The organism is Streptomyces africanus, from assembly GCF_002150735.1.
In the GTDB taxonomy this organism is placed as follows: Bacteria; Actinomycetota; Actinomycetes; order Streptomycetales; family Streptomycetaceae; genus Streptomyces; species Streptomyces africanus.
The window spans coordinates 1-19760 of sequence record NZ_MUKA01000219.1 but is presented as its reverse complement, the minus strand read 5'-3'; the positions used below and the strand labels follow the sequence as shown (position 1 = coordinate 19760).

The window sequence follows — 19760 nt, the reverse complement described above, 5'->3', positions numbered from 1 at the left end:
GCAGTGAGCCGGAGGGCTCGCTGAAGCCGGTGGACCTGGAGCGCCTTCTCGATTACAGGCGGGATGCCTACCGCGAGATCTTCGAGGTGATCGAGACCAGTGACGCGGCTATCCGCAAGGGGTTTCAGCGTGAGGCGATGGCGCTCCCCCCGGCAAAGCGGGTCACGAAGCCTTCCTCGGCCTCGCCACCTGCCTGATCACCCACCGCCACGTCCAATGCCTCTGTCAGGACCCCTAAGCCTTCTACAAGCGCGGCCGGGCGGCCGGGACACTCGTCGGCAGCGGGATCGCCGCGCCCGCCTCACGTGCGGCGCGGGCAGGGCGGGGCGTAGTCGAGGCGGGGGAAGTGGCGGGCCCACTGGTCGCGGCCGATGGTGGTCCGGATGCGGTCGCAGGCGTCGGCGAGCGCCCGGTCCAGGTCGGTGTACCAGATCTGGACGCTGTAGTGGGCTGTCACGGTGAGGAAGGTGCCGTTCGCCGCGAGAGGACGCACCTCCTTCACCGTCCCGCGGGGGTTGGTGAGGTGGGCCAGGTGTGCGGGGTGCGCGCGGTCGGTCACGTCCCACACGTTCACCGCGCCGTCCACGCCGACGGTCACCGCCGTGCGGCCGTGCGGGGCGAAGGCCACGCCGGTGACGATATCGGCGTGTCTCGCCAGCTCACCCAGTTCCCGGTGCCGGGGAAGAGCGCTGACGTCCCACAGCTTCGCCGTGCGGTCGTCACTCCCGCTCAGCAGCGTACGGCCGTCCCGGCTGTAGGCGAGGGCGTCCACGAAATGCCGATGGCCTTCGAGGACGGCGACGGGGACGGCGTGGTGCGGGTCGGTCACGTCCCAGATGCGGACGTCGCGGTCGTCGGAGCCTGAGGCCAGGGTCCTCCCGTCGGGGCTGAAGGCCACGGGCTTGACGTTTCCCTCGTGCCCGGTGAGCGTGCCCAGCATCCGGGGGCGGGCCGGGTCGGTGATGTCCCACAGGCGGATGGTGTCGTCAAAACTGCTTGTGGCGGCCATGCGGCCGTCGCGGCGAAGGGCGATCGAGTAGAGGGGGCCGGAGTGGCCGGTGGGCCGTTTCGACAGCAGGGCCGGATTCCGCGGGTCGGAAACGTCCCATAGTCGGAGCACGCGGTCGACGCCCGTCCCGGCCAGCGTGTCACCGTCCCCGGTGAACTCGATCGCGTTGAGGCCGACTCCGTCCGCGTCGAGGGTGCCGAGCCGGCGGGGCAGTCGCGGGTTGCTCATGTCCCACAGGACGATCCGCGAGCCGTCGGCCATGGCCAGGGTGCGACCGTCGGCGGTCACGGCCGGTGCGTGCCCGGCCGGGGTGTGCTCGGCGGGTGCCTGCCCGGCCGGTCGGGATCCGAGCGCCTGGGAGCCCATCGACGCGACGGACAGCGTGCTGAGCAGGGCGTCCCGGGTGCGCTCCTGCGGGGACTGGCGATAGGCGGCCAGGGCGATCTGCACCGCCAGGGACGGACTGTGCTGGCTGAGCCGCACGGACTCGGCAGCGGCCTGCAGGGCCACGGCCTCGTTACGCTGCCGTGTGACGGTGTCCTGTGCCCGTACGGCGAAACCGGCGGCGGTCACCGCACAGAGCAGCAGGACGACCAGGGCCCCGGACAGTCTGCGCAAGCGGCGCAGGCGGTGGCGGTCCCGCTGTTGCGCCTGCTGCGCCGCCGATTCGCCGGCATCGAGGAAGGCGCGTTCCCGGGCGGTCAGCACCTGCGGCGGGAGTTCCCTCGCGGCGGCGAGGCGCGCCCCGCGGTAGAGGGTGTCCGGGTCGTGGTCCATGGACTCCCAGAGCGTCGTGGCCGCGGTGAGCTCGCGGTGCAGGCGCTCCTGGCCGCGGTCCTCCTCCAGCCACCTGGCGAGCCGGGGCCAGCACCGGATCAGCGCCTCGTGGGCGATCTCCACATGGTCGCCGTCGGCGGTCAGCAGCCTCGCCCTGGTCGCTTGTTCGAGGACGAAATCGGTGTCCGGGCCGCTGTCGAGTTCCTGGCGCGGCACGCGGCGCTTGGTGTCCTCGGTGCCCTCGCCCAGCGCGACGAGCCGCACGAACAGCCGCCGCGCGGCCTCCTGCCTGCAGCCGTCCAAGGCGTCGTGCAACTCCTCGGCGGTCTGGGTGAGCGCGCCCTCGAAGCCGCCCGCAGCGCGGTAGCCGGCCAGCGTGAGCGCGTTGCCCCGCCGCCGCTTCCAGGTCTCCAGCAGAGCGTGCGACAGCAGGGGCAGCGCCCCGGGCCGGCCGTGGGCATCGGCCGTGAGGGCGGTCAGCAGAGCACTCTCGACGGTGAGCCGGCAGCGGGCGGCGGGCTGGACGATCGCGGCCCTCAGCTCCTCGGCGGTCATCGGGCCGACGGAGTGGTGGGCATGGGGCAGGGTCTCGGCGAGACCGGGCAGCCGCGTGCAGTGCGTGTAGAAGTCGGACCGTACGGCGATGGCGACGCGTGTGCGGCTGTCGGGCGCCTGCGCGGCGTGCACGAGGGCGGCGACGAACCGCTCCCGCTCCTTTACGTCGCGGCAGAGGGTGAACAGTTCCTCGAACTGGTCGACGACCACGAGTAGTTCCTCGGGTGCGGGGCCTGTGTCCTGCCGCGCGGCGAGGATCTGCCGCACCATCCGGTGGAAGGTGCCCGGTTCGGCCGCGAGTTTGGCGTGCACCGGGCCGGGAGCGGTGCCGGCACGGGCCGCCAGCCGCGAGCCGCATTCCTCCAGCGGGTGCGCGCCGGGCGTGAAAACCAGGGCCGACCCATCGGGAAAGGCGGGGATCACACCGGCGCGCAGTACGGACGACTTACCGGACCCGGACGCCCCGAACAACACGAGAAGCCGTTTTTCCTTCAGGTGTTCGACGAGCGCGCCGGTGAGTTTCTCGCGACCGAAGAAGAATCCGGCATCGGCCTCCCCGAATGCGAACAGGCCGGCATAGGGAGGCTTGGTGCCGCCCCTGTTCCGATTCTCCGTGTCGGCATCGGCCGACGCGTCCGCACCGACGCACGCGTCGGCCGTCCGCTGCCAGATCACCTTCCATTCCCGCTCGTCTCCCCCGCAGGCGCGAACGTAGGCGAGGGTGACGGCCAGGCTGGGGAGTTGACGTCCCGCCGCGGCTGAGGACAGCGTCGCGATGCCGTAGTGCGCCCTCTGTGCGAGGTCCCGGTAGGTGGGACGGCCGGCCTGTTCCCGCAGCTTCCGCAATCGGGCCGCGAATTCGAACAGAGGACCGCCGTCCGGGTCCAGAGGAATCTCTCCCCGTGGCACGCACCGCCCCTTTCCGCAATGCCGATCGGATTGTTCGGCATCCGTTTGTTCACCGTCGGCCCGCCGGACCTGAACAACAGATTAGCGGCTACAAACGGTGCATCAGGTCCCGCAATCAGGACCGGACAACGAACGGAAAAGAGGAATCGCATGAAGAAGCGGAAGCGCGCGATCGGGACGATGCTGGCCTCGGTCGCCCTGGCAACCGCCGCCCTGGCCACGGCCGGCCCCACGCACGCGGAGACGTCGGAGGCCCGGCCCCGGGCGGCGACGGTGGGTTCGGCCACGGGCACCGCGAAGGCCGCCGCCCTGCCGCACTGCCCCGCCGGCAGGATCTGCATGTGGTCGGAGGCCCACTTCCAGGGCAAGCGCTACGACTGGAGCCCCGACCAGGGCAATGTCTTCCTCGGCAGCCACGGGCTCGCCGACAAGGTCGCTTCGTTCGTCGCCTCGGTCGGTGGCTGCTTCCAGGACTCGCCGCCGCCGGACCCGGCCACCACGCGTCCTGTCAACCCGGGCGACTTCAACTCGAATTACGACTTCGGCCGCCGGGTGGACCGGATCAAGCCGGTCTGCTGAAGCAAGAGCGCATCACACGGGTGCATGGGTCCGTGACCGCGTCCCGGACCCATGCACCCGCGTCGGGACAACCCGACGCCGCGGACGCGGTCCGCGCACGCCGCCGCCCGCGGCACTCGATGTCCGTCCCCACGGAGTCCGTGGGGGCGGACACCCGGCCCCTCTCCCCCGGTTCCTCCACAAGGAGCGTTCATGCACGACAACACACCGGATGGCGCCACACGTCCACCCCGGGCCCCCATCCGCCCGGTCCATCTCAGCCGGGCCGGTTTCCTCCGAGCGGCCACCGCAGCGGCCCTGGGGAGTCCCCTGCTGCGCACCCCTGCCCACGCGGCGGCGGACGCCCTCCGCGTCTCCAAGGTCGCCGACCTCACTGGCCCGCAGCTCACCACTCGGTTCCGCATGGAGGCCACCGACCTCGGCGTGCCGGCGCGGACGCCCGACGGCCGGCTCCTGTTCGTCTTCGGCGACACCTTCGAGGAGGCCAGGGTCGGCGGCGGGTGGTGGCGCTCGCCCGTGGCGCTCTACGGGCGCTTCGACGGTCCGGGCCGCCCGGTCGTCTGGACCGGTGCGGTAGGTGGACGGCACGCCCGGCAGCTGTGGCCGTACGACCACGACAACCCCGAGTACTCCACCGTGCTGCCGTCCGACGTGATCACCCTCGGCGACAGCATGTACCTGCACACCATGGTGAACAAAGGGCTCGGCAACGTGGTGCGCACGGAGATCTGGCGGTCGGACGACTCGGGCGCATCCTGGGTCCCCACCGGTGCCGTGTTCCCCCCGGACCTGCACGGCGGCCTGTTTCAGCTGCTCACCTGGGCCCTCGGCGACGACGGCCACGTCTACGTCCTGTCCACCGGGTTCCAGCGGAACAAGCCGGTCATCCTGCACCGGGTCCGCCCCGACAGGCTGACCGAGCCCGGCGCCTTCGAGCCGTGGGGACGGGGCCCCGACAGCCACTGGGCATGGGGCAACCCGCCCTCGCCCGTACTGGACGGCACCTTCGGCGAGCTGTGCCTGCGGCTGCTCGACGGCCGGTGGGTCCTGACCTGGTTCAACCAGGGCGACTACCGCATCGAGGGCCTCGTCGCGGATCACCCCACGGCGGACCTGCGCGCCGCCCACCGCCGCACGCTGCTGTGGGGCACGTCCTGGGGCAACGAGGACGACACCCACGTGGCGCAGTTGTACGGCGGCTACGTGATCCCCGGGTCGACGCTCGACGACCTGCACCTGTCGGTCAGTCAGTGGAACACCCAGGCGGGATGGCCCTACCGCGTCATGCAGTTCCGCGTCCGCGGGCTCACCGCCTGATCTGCCGCCCCGTCAGGAACACTCACCCACACGGAAGGAAACAATCATCATGTCCATGTCCGCCTTCGCCCACCTCACCTCCCAGCGTTCCGCAGTGCGGTCCGCCGCCCTGCGTCGGCTGCTGCCGGTGCTCGCCCTGACCTGCCTCGCCGCGGGCAGTGTCGCGGTGCCCGGCCACGCCGCGGTGGCGGCACCGACGCACATCGGCGCCACGGGCATGCAGGCCGCCGCGTCCTTCCCCACCTGGGGGACACGCTGGGTCGTCCACGCCACGCCCGACATCGACTCACCCGCCGTGGGCATGATCAACCGGACCACCGCCGGTCAGGACCGGATCACGGCCGACTACCAGGTCGACACCGGTCGCCGGGTCTGCGAGGGCAGTGCCTGCTCCACCTTCATGGCCCACATCACCCAGCCCGCCACCGGGTTCCTCACCGTCGTCGCGGTGGACATCCCCGAGGACCGGCTGCCGGGCGTCCCCGTGCAGGCGGGGCAACCCGACCCCCAGCCCGCCTCGCGGCAGCGGACCCTACAGCGCGCCGCAACCTGGCTCACGGCGAACAACGGACGCCCGGTGCCCTACGCCCAGGACAAGTACTGGCGGGACGGCTACCGGCAGGACTGCTCCGGCTACGCCTCCATGGCGCTGGGCCTGCCCGCACCCGGAACCAACACTCAGGGACTGGCGGACCGCAGGCACACCCGCCCCATCGCCATGAACGAGCTGCAGCCCGGTGACCTCGTCATCGACGCCATCGGCGACAGCAACACCCGGCACGTCGTCATCTTCGAGAGGTGGAACGACGCCGCCCACCGCTCCTACACAGCATACGAACAGCGCGGCGTGCACGGCACCAGCCACCGCTCGGTGACCTACGGGCTGGCGGCGGACAGCGAGTTCAAGGCCTACCGCCCGCTGCAGTACGGGAACTGACACCCCTCGGCCTCGAATCGATGTGTGCCCCGCCCTCCGACGGGGCACACAGTGCGTCCCGGATGCCGGATCCGACGCGTCGTCGACGATCCGTTCCGGCCGCTCGATGTGCAGCCCAACTCTCGCGCAGGTTGTCGACCAGGTCTGGGAAGGGGCCTCCCTGCCGGCCCGGGCAAGGTGGGACGACAGGTGCCAATACATCGACGATCTCCAGCACCGACGACGGCCTGGCTCACCGGGCCGCCTTGCTGCCGGCGTAGGTATGCGGGTCGACGGGCTGCTCGGCCCTGGGAAGGTTGGCGACGACGAGCCGGTAGGAGTCGGTGACGAGTTCCCTGACGAGCGTCTTGTCGATGCCTTCCCCGCCTTCCAGCGTGATCCAGTGCTTCTTGTTCATGTGATAGCCGGGGGTGATGTGGCTGTTCTGCTCTTGCAGAGCGTGGGCCTCGCTGGGGTCTGCCTTGAGGATCACGACGGGACGCCCCGGAACCTCGGTCATCAGCATGAATACCTTGCCTCGCACCTTGAAGACCTCCCAGTCGGGGCCGAAGGGGTCCTCCAGCTGGGCTCCGGGAAGGTCCTGCGCGCAGGCGGCCGCGGTCTGGTGCAGGGTCGGTCCATTCATGGCGTGTTGTCTTCCTCAAGTGGTGACGGACTGCGCATCGAAGGACGCACCGCGCGGTCGCGCGGCACGACCCATCCTCAGCCCAGAGCCGACAAAACGGGTGGTAGGCTGCGGACACATGGTGGTCGACAAGCGACACCTCAGGCAGGACGGGCAGTCCGGGTCGTCCGCAGTCCCGCTCTATGGTTTTCAGCCCCCGGTCGGAACTCCGTTCGGGCTTGAAGTGAGTACCGTCGAGGACTTCTTCGCCCAGCACGACGACTGGCCATGGAATCCACCTCGTCCGGGCCGTGCCAGCTTCCACTACCTCATCGCCGTCACCGAGGGTGAGTTGCGGCACGACGTTGACCACGTCACGCGGACCGTCTCCCCCGGCCAGTGGCTGTGGGTGCGGCCCGGACACACGCAGTGCTGGCATCCGCCCGGCGACGCACGTGGCGCGTTCGTCCTCTTCGAGCCGGACGTGCTGAGTCCTGACATCGCCCGCCTGTTGGCCCCGCTCTTGGCGCACACGGCCCCCGCTGTGCTGACTCCAGACCCCGATGACGGCGCCTGGCTCCGGCAGACCGGGCTCCAGCTCTTGGACGAACACCGTGCACTTGGTCGCCGCCCACTCGATGTCCACCACGCCCTGCGGCGCAGCCTGCTCGAATCGCTTCTGCTGCGCCTCGCCAACTCCCCGGACATCACACCTGCGGGCACGACGGCCGGCGCGGGCCGTGGCGACACATACGCACGGTTCGTGGATGCCCTGGAGCTGCACTTCCGCGAGCTCCACCAGGTCGCGGACTACGCAGAGTTGCTCGGCTGCTCGGTCCGCACCCTCAGCCGTGCCGCCAGGGACGCCACCGGCAAGGGAGCGCGTGAGCTCATCGACGAGCGGCGGCTGCTCGAAGCCCGGCGCCTGCTGGGCGGTGCCCGGTGGACCGCCCGGGCGGTGGCCGCCCATCTCGGTTTCACCGATCCCGCCAACTTCAGCCGCTTCTTCCGTGGACACACCGGTCTCTCTCCAGCCGCGTTCGCTGCCGGAGAGACCACGAGCACACCTTGAGCGGAGCGCGGCGGCCCGCGCGGTGGCGCCCGTCCAGCTCCTCCGCCGGCCGTTCGGACCGGGGGGTCTAGCGCCTCTCGCAGGTAGCGGCCGGTGACGCTGTCGCGGCTGCCGGCGATCTGCTCGGGAGTGCCGGTGGCGGTGATGCGTCCGCCGTCCACACCGCCGCCGATCAGGAAGTCGGCGTTGGCGATCATGTGGAGGTCTCGGCTGCATCTACAGCGTCCAAGGCCTCGAATACCACCACGCCGACGTCATCATCGGCCCCGACCTCACCTGGACAGACGGCCACTCCACCCGGGACCGGCAACTGACAACAACACACCCCACAGCAGCCGCTGCAGGGAGCCGATGGACTCGTCCTACGGCCCTGATGCGAACGCGCGTGCCCTCCCGTCGCCCCGTCAGCTCCTGCGCCCGACTGCCTTCGCTCGGCCGCGCGCCCAGCCCGCAGCAACCGCGCCGATGGCGACGGCGACGAGGTAGGCGGTGATGCTGGCCGCGAATCCGCCTGGCAGCCAGCCGAGTAGGCCGGCGTTGCTGTGGTCGACGAGCTGGCGGATCGCTCCCTGCACCCCAAGGACGAGGAGAGCCACACCGAGAACCTGTAAGACGTCGTACTTCATGTGCTGCCCTCCGGTGCTCAAGATGCCACTGCCGCGGCGGAAGCACCGCGAAGAACGGTGGTGAACCACGTGTAAACGGGAGCGAGTGTGGGTGATGCAGGCCATCCATTGATCGTCGCCAGGAGCTGCCAATAGCGCTTGGCGTGCGGGTCGACGGTCATCTGTAGGCGGGCGACGAGCCAGCGGCGCAGATCCCCGTCGCCGGCGCGGTCGAACGCGTGGCCGTAGAGACTGCCCAGTGATTCGACAGGGGGTGCGGCTTTGGCGGAGGCGGGGAGGATGCCGGCGGATACGGCTTCGTCGATGCGTTCACGCATCGCTTGATCGAGACCGTCGTGCAGGCCACTGACGTCTTGCTGGGAAGGCTCTTTCGCCTGCTCCTCAGCTATGCGCTGTACCGCGGTACGGAAGTCTGGGTTCTGGCAGAGTTCGGCGAGTTCCACCCAGGCCCTGACCTGTTCAGGCGTGGGATCGTCGGGGAGCTCGGGCAGTGCGGACCGCATCAGAGTCACGAACTCGGGGTTGGCGTCAAAGCCTCTGAAGGCGTCGTCCATGAAGTCGGTTATGAGCCGGCGTTGTTCGGACTGGGACAGCGTGGCGAGTCGATGCATGAGGTCCATCTCCATGGTGGTGGTGGGGCCGCGTCTGGCAACTGCTCGTAGTACTGCCCGGCGCAGGCGGAGGGTCTGGATCTGTACGTCCAGGGCGTCGGCGTGTGCTTCGGCCACTTCCGGTATGGATGCCTCCCGGTCCAGCACCTTGCGCACGGTCGCCAGGTCGAGCCCGAGATCGCGCAGCGTGCGGGCCAGCTCCAGGCGTGCGAGTGCGTCGGCGCCGTAAAGCCGGTAGCCCGCCGGGCTGCGGTCGGTCGGCGGGACGATGCCCTGGTCGGAGTAGTACCGGATGGTCTTTACCGTCAGACCGGTCCGGCGGGATAGTTCTCCGATGGAATAGAGCGTGTCGCTGTCCATGCCCCCAGCTTGGTGTCTCCCCCGACGGGAGACTCAACCGGGCATTCCAAAGTGAACGGCGCTGGGCCGCCTGGGCACGGATCCAGAAGGCGACCGGAAAAGAGGTCCAGGAGACCGTGGCCGCCATGTTCGGCGTACCCGTCCACGATGTACCGGCACCTCGACAAGACCAAGGCCGTACCTGGCCGCCGAAGAAGACCACGGTCACGCAGCCCTGACCGTAACTCTGCGGCCGACGATGCTCCTTAGGGCACCTCCAGTCCTGAAGGGCCCCAGTGTTCATCGCCCGAAATTAGCTAATAACGCGAACGGTCAAGCCGACACCCTGGGCCAACTTGGCCACCTTGATCCGACACGCCGCCGACTGATCAAAAACCCGGTGGTTCATGCTGGTTCGGTCCGCCTCGATCACGCCATACCGCTCGTAGAAGCGCGAGACCTTGCCTTCAACAAATGTTCAACACCCAGAGTGGCAGCATGACCGATCAGCAGTCCCAGACCCGAGCGATGCGGCCAACACACGTTGCCACTCACCATGACGATGCCAAGGCCCGAATTGACAGCTGGTGGCGGTTGCCCACGGCGGCCGAGGCGGACAAAGCGGCTCGCGGCGCACTGGAGGTGATGCCCTGGTCCGACGGTCTAATCCGCGATCGACCGCCGGGTCCCCGATGTGGAGCGGGACCGGTCGCTGACCGAGATTGTCGCTGTGGTTGCGCACGTCGACACGGTCGCCGAGAAGTGGACAACACGGCGGCTCCCCGTCACGGACGACGGGGGCGTCCAAGCGCTGGTGAAACAGCAGACAGCCCGGCTGCGCGGCGAACAAACGCCGGGTCTGGTCCGCGCCACACTCGGAATCGGCCGCGACCAGGACGGAAATCCGATCGAGGTCATCGTCATCAAGGAATGGTCCGACTCGACTCACTCGGACGTTCTTGCTTATGAACCGTTCGGCGCCATGACCCCGACGGCCTAGCGTCCCGCGCCGGGAACTCGATCAAGATATGCGGCGAGGAGGGTGGTGATGCCGTGGCGACCGCCTCCACCTGCTCGTCGGAGGTCTTCCGGGGCGCGCCGGGGGCGCGGCTCGTCACCCACCCGTCCAGACGGGATTCCAGGAAACGGCGACGCCATTGGCCCACCGTCTGTGGCCAGATGCCGAGTTCGGCGGCCACCTGCTCGTTCCGGCGGCCACCTGCTGGTTCGACTTCCCCTCCGCGCAGAAGCGCCCGCAGCCGCAGATCGGCATACTTCCAAGTGGACCTTCGCTAACGTGTGTTGTCCAACTCCACGGGGGAGGACGCATGGGGCTGACCGGAACGTCCGAAGCCAGCCGGGATGCCGTGATGGTGCTGCCCGGCATCATGGGCAGCGAGTTGGTGGAGGCCGAGTCGGGCCGTGTGTTGTGGGGCCTGGGAGACGCGCGGTGGTACGCCCGCGCGTGGACGACAGGGACGTCGCTGGTCGGCCTGCGCGTCACCGACGAGGAGCGGCAGGGGCGAACGGGACGCATCGTGGCGACACGCCTCCTGCGATTCCCTGCCTTCGCGCCCGTGCTGCGTGGCTTCGAGCCCTATACGCCGTTGGTCGCTGGGATCCGGCGGGTGATGGCGCACGCGGATGCCGTGGCGGAGTTCCCCTACGACTGGCGGCTGCCGGTCGAACTCCATGCGAAGCGGCTCGCGGTCGCGGCCGAGAAGCACCTGAACGCCTGGCGTGCGCATCCCAGCGGAAGTCGGCAGGCGCGGCTGGTGCTGGTCGCGCACTCCATGGGAGGACTCGTCGCGCGGTACTTCACGCATGTGCTCGGCGCGGGAGCGGAGGTGCGCACGGTGATCACGCTCGGTACGCCGTACCACGGGTCGGTCAAGGCGGTTCAGATCCTCAGCACCGGGCGCGGAGCACCTCTTCCGTTGCCGCGCCGACGGCTGCGTGCCCTGGCGACGACGTTGCCCGGCCTGTACGACCTGCTGCCCAGCTACCGTTGTGTGGACGAGGGCGCGTCCGCGCGACGGCTGACCGCGGGCGACATCGTCGGTATCGGCGCGGACGGCGAACTCGCCATATCGGCCCTCGCCGCGCGCGAACGTCTCCTCGCGGCGACGGCCGGCCCGTACACAAGACCCCTCGTCGGCGTCGAGCAGCGCACGGCGCAATCCCTCACCTTCCGCGACGGCATCGCCGAGGGCCAGTACCACGTATGTGAGGATGGCGACGACGGCACGCTGGACCGTGTCGACCGTCGCGGCGACGGCACCGTCTACCGGGACTCGGCCTGGCTCGGCGGCGCGGAGCCGGTCCACCTCCCGCAGACTCACGGCGCGATATCCGGGACCGCAGAGACGCTCGCACATGTACGCGCGATCCTGACGGAACGCCGGCTCGGCCCGCCTCTCGGCGCCGCCGCCATCGCCCTCGAGGCGCCCGACGTGGTCGCGGCCGGGAAGCCCTTCGACGTCGCCATCGATCTGCAGACTGATCCCGCGGCCGTATCCCTGCAGGTGACCAGCGCGCAGACAACTCAAGTGCTGCTCCGCCCCCGGCTTCTGCCGCGCGACAACACGCTGAGTGCGCAGATCGCCGTGCCCGCTCCAGGCCTGTACCGGCTCGCGGCCAAAGTGGGAGGGTTCTCGCCAGTCACTCAGCTCGTCCTGGCCGTCCGAGCGGAGGATCTGGCAGACGCATGACCGAGCGCACCACGGTGTACGACGCAACGTCCTGGAACGACGACGTCCGGGTCTCGACCGGCTTCCCGGTCGTATGCCTCCCGATCGGCCGCTACCGCCACCACGCGCCCCTGGATGCCGACGAAGCCGCCGCCCGCGTCGCGGAGTTGCTCGCCGAGCTGGGCGGCCGGGCCGACCCCTGGCTGCTGCCGGACACCGCACGCAACCGGTCCGCGGTGGAGGAACGACTGGAGCAGTGGGCCGGCCCGCCCACGCCGAGGAGTTCGGTCCTGTACTGGGCCGGCCACGGCGAAGCAGCACCCGACGGCGCCTGGCTCGCCGTACACGAGACACCCGGTTCGATGCGTACACGCGGCCTGCTGCCCGAGTCCCTCGCCGCCTTCATCGACGCCGAATGGTCGCGCCGGATCGCCGATCCGTACGCCTGGACGATCGTGGTCATCGAGGCGTGCGGGGCGGAGCGGTTCGCCGATCTGGTCGCCGTACGTCTGCTCAGCGGGGACAAGCCGCGGCGCCTGGCGATCGTCGGCGTCGGGGGTTACGGAGCCGGCCATCTGGGAGAGTTCGCCGACGCGCTCTCCGGAGCGCTCGCCTCGTACACCGACAACGACGAGACGATCCGCCTTGCCGACCTGATGCTGCGCCTGCACGACAGGATGCAGGTCGGCAGCATCCACGCCGACGCCTTCGACCTCCATCTGGCACCCCCGCTGCCTCGGCCGCGTCTTCTGCCGCACGGCATCACCACACCCCTGGACGTCTACGCCGAACTCCAGGCGTTCCTCGCCGACCTCACCCCCGACGAACGCAGCCACTTCATCCCCAAGGCACAAGGCGCCGAACAGGGCGAACTGGCCTGGTACTTCGTCGGCCGCGACCGGGAGCGCGCCGACATCGCCCACTGGCTGCGCGCCGAGTCGACCGGCATGCTCGTCGTCACCGGGCGAGCCGGCGCCGGTAAGTCCGCGCTGCTCGGCAACGTACTGGTCCACGCCCACCCCGGCCTGCGCGAACTGCTCGTCAGAAGCGGCCACTTCCGCGAACTGCCGGACGACGAGCGCCCGCCGGACCGCGTCTTCGACGCCGTGATCCATCTGACCGGCGCATCGATGAGCGAACTCGTCGGCCGGCTCGCACAGGCTGCGGAGCTGGGAGAGCGGCCCGAGACCGGGTCCACGGCACAGGACGTCGAGTGGCTCCTGGACCGGCTCGGCAAGAGGGCGGAGCCGTTCACGCTTCTCGTCGACGCACTCGACGAGGCCCAAGAGCCCCTCGACATCGCCGGATCACTCCTGAGCCGGGTGGCCAAGCTGCCCTATGTGCGCGTGGTGGTCGGCACCCGCGCCTCGACGAAGGAAGGCCCCGACCAGCCGCAGACCGACGACCGGAACCTCGTCGATGCGTTGGGGGCGGCACACCTCGTTGTCGTGCCGCGCGACCCCGACGCGCTCGGAGAGTACGTGCGACTGAGACTCACCCACGCCCTGCCCGCCGCCGACCCGGCATCCGTCGACGCTGCGGCTCGCCAGATCCAGGCGTACGACCGGCATTTCCTGTACGCCCGGCTCGCCGTCCACGAGATCGTCGCCAACCCGCACCTCATGACGCCCGAAGGCAACGACGCGCTCCACGAGCTGCTCCGGCGCGACCACCGCGCGCTCTTCGCCGCGGCGGTCGACCGCCTCGCCCGCCGCTCCGCGGCCGCCGAACCGCTGCTGGAGGCACTCGCCCTCGCCCGCGGACGTGGCCTGCCCCGTGCCGACCGCATCTGGGCCATCGCCGCCGGGGCACTCTCCGACGGCGTTCCGGTCACCGACCTCGACATCGACCAGCTCCTCGAGGCTGCCGCCCCGTACGTCATGCTCGACTCCGAACACGAGCAGAGCGTCTACCGGCTCGCACACCGCACGTTCCAGGAACACTTCCTCAACCCGCCGCAAGGGCAGGCGAGATGACACGACCCCTCTCGGAACGCCACCGCAGGATCGCCCAAAGTCTCATGGCCTCCGCGACGGAGAACCCCAACCCGTACATCGCACACCATCTCGCCGGACATGTCGCCGAAGCCGGCGCCTGGCAGGAACTCGCCGACGCCCCGCACGTCCTCGATCACCTGGACCCCCGAGCCGTCGCGGCGGAGGCACTGCGCCTCGGTTACGGACGCACCAGCCTTCCGGACCCCGTCACCGCCACGCTCGTGGCCCGCGACCTGCTCGCATCGGTGGCCCCCGAGGACCGGGAAACCGTCCGCGCCCTCACCACCGCCCGCTTCGTCGGCGCTGCACCCGCGGCCGGAATCCTGCGTGGCGATGCCACCTGGTCCGTGCGGTGGACCAGGCTGCACCGCGACCTTCTCCCTGCGATCCTGACCGACCGTGCGAGCCCGGTGGAAGCGCTGCGCGCGTTTTCGCTGCCGGACGGGCGGCAGCTTCTCGCCGTCGGGACACACGACGGAAGGGTGCGGCTGTGGGACTCGGAATCGGTGCTGGACGCCGCCATGCCTCCTGTCGAGGAACTGGCGTACGACCGCCCTGTCCACACCCTCGAGACCGTCGCGAGGCCCGGCGGAGAGATCCTGCTGGCCGCCGGGACCGACCGGACCGTCCACCTGTGGGACCCGGTCGCCCGGTCGACGGTCGGCGCATCGGTCCTCGGCACCGGCGCCGCGTCCGGGAAACGCCCATTGTTTGCCCCTGCCTGGAAGGCGGTGAGGCTGCCCGACGGCCGCTCGCTCATCGCGGTCTGTGACACCCACAACGTCCGATTGTGGGACCCGTTCACCGGTGAACCTGTCGGTCCGGAACTCATCGGGCCCGAGTCGCTCACAGTGGCCCAGGCGATCAGCAAAGGTTCGGAGAGTCTCGACGGGGTCCTGGCGCCGGTGACCCTGCCCGACGGGCGGGTGCTGCTCGTCGCCGGGGGCACTTCCCGGGTCCTGGATTCGATCGACGGCTCCACCGATTTCGAGTACGGCCACCTCTGGGCGTGGGACATCGCCACCGGCGAGCTGGTGTGGAGATTCGGCACCGGGTACAGCGGCACCCTCACGGCCCTGACCACGGTGTCGCTGCGCGACGGGCGCCAGGCCCTGGCCACCGCGGGCGGCGGGGGTGTGGTGCGGCTCTTCGACCCGGAGGGCCCCACACAGGTCGGGGAGTGGCTGCACGGCAACGGCGCCGACGTGGTGGGGGCCTCCACCGTGCGCCTCAGGCACAATCGCACCGCATTGGTCACGGTCGGCAGCGACCGCACGGTGCGGGCCTGGGACCCCACGACCGGCACGCCCGTCGGGGCGCCGATGTCCGCCCGCAACAGCGGCGTGCGCGCACTCACCAGCATCCACATCGCCGACGGTCGGGCCTTCGTGGCGGGCGGCGGCGTGGACGGCACCGTCCAGCTCTGGGATCCCGAATCAGCCGGCTACATCGACGACCCGCTGGCCGGTCCCGTGGACCGGCTGGTCTCGATGCCCGTCCGGCCGGGCGCCATCCGGCAGAGTAGGCCGCTCCTCGCATCCGTGAGCAGCCGCAACACCCTGCAACTGTGGGAGGCCTCCAGCGGACTGCCCATGACTCAGCCACTCGAGGACTCTGACGGCAGGCCAGTCGCCGTGCCCATGCCCGACGGTCCGACGCTGCTCGCGCTGGGAGACGGGAAGCGCCCGATCCGGTTGTGGGACCCCGAATCCCACCGGGTCGTTCGCACCATGCGGAGCCGGAACCCGCTCCGGCGGATCCATCTGATCGACTATCCGACGGCCGTGGCCACGGTGCCATGGCGCGACGGGCGCACCGCGGTGGTCGTCAAGGACGGCTCGATTCTCTCGCTGTGGGATCCGGCTTCGGGACGAGGCCTTGGCAATCTGCGGGTGAGCATGGGCATCAACCCTCTGAATGCCGGAACGATCAGTCTCCCAGGCGGCCGGACGATGCTGTTCACCAGCTCCCACGAAGGCATCAAGCTCTGGGACCCCACAACCGGCGCCCACATCTTCGAATGGTCCCGCAAACTCCACTACTTGACCACCGTCATCCCGGTGACCTGGCCCGACGCCTACCCGCTGCTGGCCGTGACGGGAGAAGAGACCACATATCTGGTGGACCCGTTCTCGGAAGACGCCCCCGAAGGCCGGGTGCGCGCGGTGTTGGCCGTGGGTTCCCGATCCGCCACATCAGGACCTGACCGTCCCCTGTACTCCAGCAGCCATCGGCTCGCCGTGGCCGGATGCCTCACGCGCGAAGGCCGGCCGGTCCTGGCGACCGGCGGCCACGATGGCGTGCTTCGCCTCTGGGAGCCTGAGACGGGCGGGCTTGTGCACGCGCTCCCTGTCGGCGCTCCGATCAATGCGCTCGTGTCCATGGACAGCTTGCTCGTCATCGGGTCGAGGGACGGACTGATCGCCTTGGAGAGCTGAGAAGAGCGCTACGGCGCCCGCGAAAGCCAAGCGGGCCCGGTGGCCCGCCGCGAGAGCGGGGTCCGCGCCGGTGTCACGCCGGGCCGATGACCTTCTTGCGCATGTGACCGTAAACCACCGACGTCCGGACGTCGGCGAGTTCCGGGCGCTTCGCCAGCTTCTCCAGGACCACTGCGTGCAGATGGTCGGTGTCCCGGACGGCGACGTGCACGAGGAAGTCGTCGTTCCCGGTGAGGACGAAGATCGAGATGACCTCGGGCATCCCCTCCAGGAAGGTCTGGAAGGCCTCGATCACAGCACGTGTCGGAGGGCGGACCCGTACGGCGATCACCGCCTGCAACCCGCGGCCGATCGCCGCGAGGTCTGCCTCCGCATGAAAGCCCGTCAGGATGCCGCTCCTGCGCAGCGACCGGATGCGCTCCAGACACGTGGAGGGGGCGATACCGAGTTCCTGGGCCATGTCCCGGTTGGTGCGCCGACCGTCCTCCTGGAGCATCCGCACCAACGCCGAATCTAGTTCGTCCACGCTTACCTCACCCCGCCGGATTCCGAAGGTAATTCGGACTCTTCGCATCACCTTCGATGATCTTGTTAACCTCCAGCCTAGTTGACCGGTATTTGTTCGGTCACAGCGCGGTGGGCGGCAGTGGGTAGGAGAGAGGGGCGACTTGCTATGAGCAATCGAGGACCCACGGTGTGGGCGGTGTGTGCGGTCATGGCGGCCGCGCTGTTCTGGAGCAGTTCGTACGCGGTGACCAAGCAGGTGCTGGAGGATGTCGGCCCGCTCAGTATCGGCGCCATCAGGTTCACCCTCGCGGCGTTACTCCTGGGCGTGATGGTTCGGCTGAGCAGGCACCGCCCGGCCCGTCCGGACCCCCGGCAGCGGCGGCAGCTCTACCTGAGCGGGTTCCTCGGCATCACCGTGTACTTCATCCTCGAGAACGTCGGCGTCGACCTGTCCACGGCATCCGACGCCTCGCTGATCGTGGCTACGTACCCGCTGATGACGATGCTGGTGGAACTGGTCGTCTTCCGCACCCGGATGCCGCTGCCGCGTGTGACGGGCGTGCTGCTGGCCACCGTCGGCGCCTTCCTCGTCGTACGCAACGGGGCCGAGGTCGGCGGCAGTTCGCGCTGGCTGGGGGACATCCTGCTGCTGCTCGGCGGGCTGGCCTGGGCCGGCTACAACGTGCTCGGCAAGCGCGCGAGCGCCGGCCAGGACGCCGCGAGTGTCACCTACTACCAGACCCTGGCGGGCGCGGGCGGCTTCCTGCTCGCGTCCCTGCTGGAGGCCGACGACTGGCGGATGCCGGGCGCGACCGCCTCATCACTGCTGGTCTACCTGGCCGTGGCGTGCTCGGTCGGCGGCTTCCTGCTCTACAACTACGGCCTGCGCAGGATGGCGTCGAGCGTCGCGGTCAACATCCTCAACCTGGTACCGGTCTTCGGCGTCATCGGCGCCGTCGTGATCAACGGGGAGTCGATCCGGCTCGCCCAGGTGACGGGCGGCGTGATCATCATCGTCGGGGTGGCGCTGGGCATGATCGAGCGGGGACAGGACGCCACGGCGACTCCGGGCGCGAGGGGAAGCGAGCCTTCCGGGACTGCGACCGCTCGGACTACGGCAGAGCCGGGGCCCGTGCCGGACGATCCCGAAGCGGCTGTACCGACCGCGCGTGCAGTGATCGAGGGGGCTGGGTAGCCCCCAGGGGGTGTCGCTGCGACAGTCTCCGGGGATGCGGGCGGCGCCGTAGGTGATGGGCGGACGCGACGGACTCCAGGCCACGTCGGTCGCCGACACCCCGTCAGGGCTCGTAGGGTCCAGCGGGCTGTCAGCTTGGGGACGGCCAGGGGGCGCTGCGGCTGCTCGGGCCGTGCGGGCTAGGGTGCCGGCCATGGCTTTGGACCAAGACTGCGTGATGCTGCCGCGGCTGCGGCCGGCGGACATTGCGCGGCGCGGCGTGACCTTCGGCCTGCTGAGCGTGGTGCCGCTCGTGGTGGCGGCTTTGAGTATCACCGGCCACAGCGACCGACGAGAGTTCCTGGCCGTCGTCGGTGGTCTTGTCGGCCTCTTCGGTGCGATCCTGCTTGCCGTCGGTGCTGGCTTCTGGTGGGCCAGTGCGGGGGACATCCGACGCTGCGGGAACCCTCGACCGGCAGGCGGTCACGTGAAGCAGGGTGAGAGGGCTGCAGGCAGCGGTTCTGGGGCGTCTGGGCGAGGGCCGCGCTTGCGCCACACGGTTATTTCCGTGCCGCTTTCGCAGTGAAACATCGCCGGCTGCCGTAGGGCTCGGAGAAGACGGGGAATCCACTCTTCCGACCCGACGGACGGGACGGTCCCACAGGAGGAGAGTTCCATGGCGCAGCAGACCTTCGATCCCAACAGGCTCACGTTCGAGCAGGGGGTGGAGCGCATCAAGAACGCGGTCCGCGAGAGCGGATTCGACGTCGAGAGCCGCATCGTCACGTCGAGGGACCCGGGGGTCGAGAAGGCGCTCAAGATTCTCGAGGTCGACAATGTCCCGCCGGGCTTCCGCAAGTGGCAGCTTCCGGTGTACATGGCCTGTGAATCCCAGCTGTTCATCACGGTTGCCGAGCCGGGTGCCCAGGCGTCCCCGCACGCGCACAACGACGGCGCCGGCATCCGGTTCATCGCGGGCGGATCGATCGTCTACAACGGCCATGAGCTCACGGCCGGGGACTGGATGTACATCCCGGCGGGCATGGAGTACTCCTTCGAGGTCGGCCGTTACGGCGCGCTGATGTGTTACTGCTACTGCTGCTGCTGCGCCTGAGCAGGGCCGATTCCGGCAGCCGTGAACCGCGGCCCGTCGGGCCACACACGCGCCGGGGATGCGAGCTCGTAGCGGGCCGCCCGGCCCGAAGAACGTGTCGGTGAGCTGGACGCACACGCAGTGCGCACCGGCGACGAGAAGCATGTCGGAGCAAGGTCCCGGAGTACCCGGAACGCACCGACGCTACGAGCGCAAGCCGGAACACTTCCTCGCCTTCACCGCCATCGCCACGACCCTCATATGTCACCGCCGGGCTCACCAACGCAACAACGGCTTACAGTTGGTCCCCCTTGCCGGCCGGTTCCGGAGGATGCGGCCCGCCACCGTCCTTGATGTCCTGCTCGCAGGTTCGTCCGTCGTAGGACTGGTCATTGGGGATCAACAGCACTCCGGCAACCTGCTCAGGGTGCTCGACGGCGAGCCAGTCGTCGCCCGTGAGCTCGCCGTCCGGCCCGAACGCCTGGGACGAATAGACCGTCTGACACCCCAACGCCACGCGCTTCTT

The 19760-nt window shown here is 69.7% G+C and carries 19 protein-coding genes and 2 pseudogenes; 13 read left to right on the top strand and 8 right to left on the bottom strand.

Annotated elements, in window-relative coordinates; translation table 11 throughout:
• Positions 1 to 29: 29 nt before the first annotated feature.
• Positions 30 to 197, top strand: coding sequence for a hypothetical protein (locus tag CCL05_RS44910; RefSeq protein ID WP_158102492.1), 168 nt, complete (start codon positions 30 to 32; stop codon positions 195 to 197).
• 104 nt (positions 198 to 301) lie between these two features.
• Here the strand turns inward: CCL05_RS44910 and CCL05_RS25670 are convergent, their stop codons facing one another.
• Positions 302 to 3250, bottom strand: a complete 2949-nt coding sequence (locus CCL05_RS25670; RefSeq protein WP_143589946.1) for an nSTAND1 domain-containing NTPase — start codon at positions 3248 to 3250, stop codon at positions 302 to 304.
• Positions 3251 to 3400: 150 nt separating this feature from the next.
• Here CCL05_RS25670 and CCL05_RS25665 point away from each other — a divergent pair, with 150 nt between their 5' ends.
• The 3 genes from CCL05_RS25665 (at position 3401) to CCL05_RS25655 (ending at position 6083) form a co-directional block, all read left to right on the top strand.
• Positions 3401 to 3829: a peptidase inhibitor family I36 protein gene (locus tag CCL05_RS25665; RefSeq protein ID WP_158102491.1), complete on the top strand. Its 429-nt coding sequence runs from the start codon at positions 3401 to 3403 to the stop codon at positions 3827 to 3829.
• Between the two features lie 192 nt (positions 3830 to 4021).
• Positions 4022 to 5146, top strand: coding sequence for a DUF4185 domain-containing protein (locus tag CCL05_RS25660; protein ID WP_086562855.1), 1125 nt, complete (start codon positions 4022 to 4024; stop codon positions 5144 to 5146).
• Between the two features lie 49 nt (positions 5147 to 5195).
• Positions 5196 to 6083: an NlpC/P60 family protein gene (locus CCL05_RS25655; protein ID WP_244204405.1), complete on the top strand. Its 888-nt coding sequence runs from the start codon at positions 5196 to 5198 to the stop codon at positions 6081 to 6083.
• A 232-nt stretch (positions 6084 to 6315) separates the two neighbouring features.
• Here the strand turns inward: CCL05_RS25655 and CCL05_RS25650 are convergent, their stop codons facing one another.
• Positions 6316 to 6708 (bottom strand): MmcQ/YjbR family DNA-binding protein, encoded by a 393-nt coding sequence (locus tag CCL05_RS25650; RefSeq protein WP_086562854.1) that lies wholly within the window; start codon positions 6706 to 6708, stop codon positions 6316 to 6318.
• Positions 6709 to 6826: 118 nt separating this feature from the next.
• On the opposite strand from CCL05_RS25650, the gene CCL05_RS25645 reads away from it, so the two are divergent.
• A complete protein-coding gene (locus tag CCL05_RS25645; protein ID WP_086562853.1) occupies positions 6827 to 7759 on the top strand; it encodes a helix-turn-helix domain-containing protein in 933 nt (310 codons plus the stop codon).
• 214 nt (positions 7760 to 7973) lie between these two features.
• Positions 7974 to 8252 (top strand): DNA/RNA helicase domain-containing protein, encoded by a 279-nt coding sequence (locus tag CCL05_RS47565; RefSeq protein WP_107400517.1) that lies wholly within the window; start codon positions 7974 to 7976, stop codon positions 8250 to 8252.
• On the opposite strand, the gene CCL05_RS25640 is transcribed toward CCL05_RS47565, so the two are convergent.
• The 3 genes and pseudogenes from CCL05_RS25640 to CCL05_RS47560 all read right to left on the bottom strand — a co-directional run.
• Entirely contained in the window at positions 8164 to 8385 is a 222-nt protein-coding gene (locus tag CCL05_RS25640; protein WP_086562852.1) for a hypothetical protein, read from the bottom strand. The genes CCL05_RS47565 and CCL05_RS25640 overlap by 89 nt on opposite strands.
• Positions 8386 to 8402: 17 nt before the next feature.
• Positions 8403 to 9356 (bottom strand): MerR family transcriptional regulator, encoded by a 954-nt coding sequence (locus CCL05_RS25635; RefSeq protein ID WP_086562851.1) that lies wholly within the window; start codon positions 9354 to 9356, stop codon positions 8403 to 8405.
• Between the two features lie 292 nt (positions 9357 to 9648).
• Positions 9649 to 9777: pseudogene (locus tag CCL05_RS47560) on the bottom strand (hypothetical protein); the annotation flags it as partial.
• Positions 9778 to 10065: 288 nt separating this feature from the next.
• Here CCL05_RS47560 and CCL05_RS44565 point away from each other — a divergent pair.
• Positions 10066 to 10335, top strand: coding sequence for a hypothetical protein (locus CCL05_RS44565; protein ID WP_143589945.1), 270 nt, complete (start codon positions 10066 to 10068; stop codon positions 10333 to 10335).
• On the opposite strand, the gene CCL05_RS47555 is transcribed toward CCL05_RS44565, so the two are convergent.
• Entirely contained in the window at positions 10259 to 10594 is a 336-nt protein-coding gene (locus CCL05_RS47555; RefSeq protein ID WP_483025078.1) for a helix-turn-helix domain-containing protein, read from the bottom strand. The genes CCL05_RS44565 and CCL05_RS47555 overlap by 77 nt on opposite strands.
• Before the next feature lie 69 nt (positions 10595 to 10663).
• On the opposite strand from CCL05_RS47555, the gene CCL05_RS25620 reads away from it, so the two are divergent.
• From CCL05_RS25620 to CCL05_RS25610, 3 genes are all read left to right on the top strand, one after another.
• Entirely contained in the window at positions 10664 to 12046 is a 1383-nt protein-coding gene (locus CCL05_RS25620) for an esterase/lipase family protein (protein ID WP_244204403.1), read from the top strand.
• Entirely contained in the window at positions 12043 to 14001 is a 1959-nt protein-coding gene (locus tag CCL05_RS25615) for an ATP-binding protein (RefSeq protein WP_086562849.1), read from the top strand. The genes CCL05_RS25620 and CCL05_RS25615 overlap by 4 nt, the downstream gene beginning before the upstream one ends.
• A gap of 242 nt (positions 14002 to 14243) precedes the next feature.
• Positions 14244 to 16460 (top strand): WD40 repeat domain-containing protein, encoded by a 2217-nt coding sequence (locus CCL05_RS25610; RefSeq protein ID WP_143589944.1) that lies wholly within the window; start codon positions 14244 to 14246, stop codon positions 16458 to 16460.
• A 73-nt stretch (positions 16461 to 16533) separates the two neighbouring features.
• Here the strand turns inward: CCL05_RS25610 and CCL05_RS25605 are convergent, their stop codons facing one another.
• Positions 16534 to 16986, bottom strand: a complete 453-nt coding sequence (locus CCL05_RS25605; RefSeq protein WP_086562847.1) for an Lrp/AsnC family transcriptional regulator — start codon at positions 16984 to 16986, stop codon at positions 16534 to 16536.
• Positions 16987 to 17133: 147 nt separating this feature from the next.
• On the opposite strand from CCL05_RS25605, the gene CCL05_RS25600 reads away from it, so the two are divergent.
• The 3 genes from CCL05_RS25600 (at position 17134) to CCL05_RS25590 (ending at position 19255) form a co-directional block, all read left to right on the top strand.
• Entirely contained in the window at positions 17134 to 18162 is a 1029-nt protein-coding gene (locus CCL05_RS25600) for a DMT family transporter (protein WP_086562846.1), read from the top strand.
• 193 nt (positions 18163 to 18355) lie between these two features.
• Positions 18356 to 18727: a DUF6336 family protein gene (locus CCL05_RS25595; protein ID WP_086562845.1), complete on the top strand. Its 372-nt coding sequence runs from the start codon at positions 18356 to 18358 to the stop codon at positions 18725 to 18727.
• Between the two features lie 90 nt (positions 18728 to 18817).
• The gene (locus CCL05_RS25590; RefSeq protein WP_086562844.1) at positions 18818 to 19255 is read left to right on the top strand and encodes a cupin domain-containing protein; all 438 of its coding nucleotides are present in this window, start codon (positions 18818 to 18820) and stop codon (positions 19253 to 19255) included.
• 274 nt (positions 19256 to 19529) lie between these two features.
• Here the strand turns inward: CCL05_RS25590 and CCL05_RS25585 are convergent.
• A pseudogene (locus CCL05_RS25585) lies at positions 19530 to 19760 on the bottom strand (hypothetical protein); the annotation flags it as partial.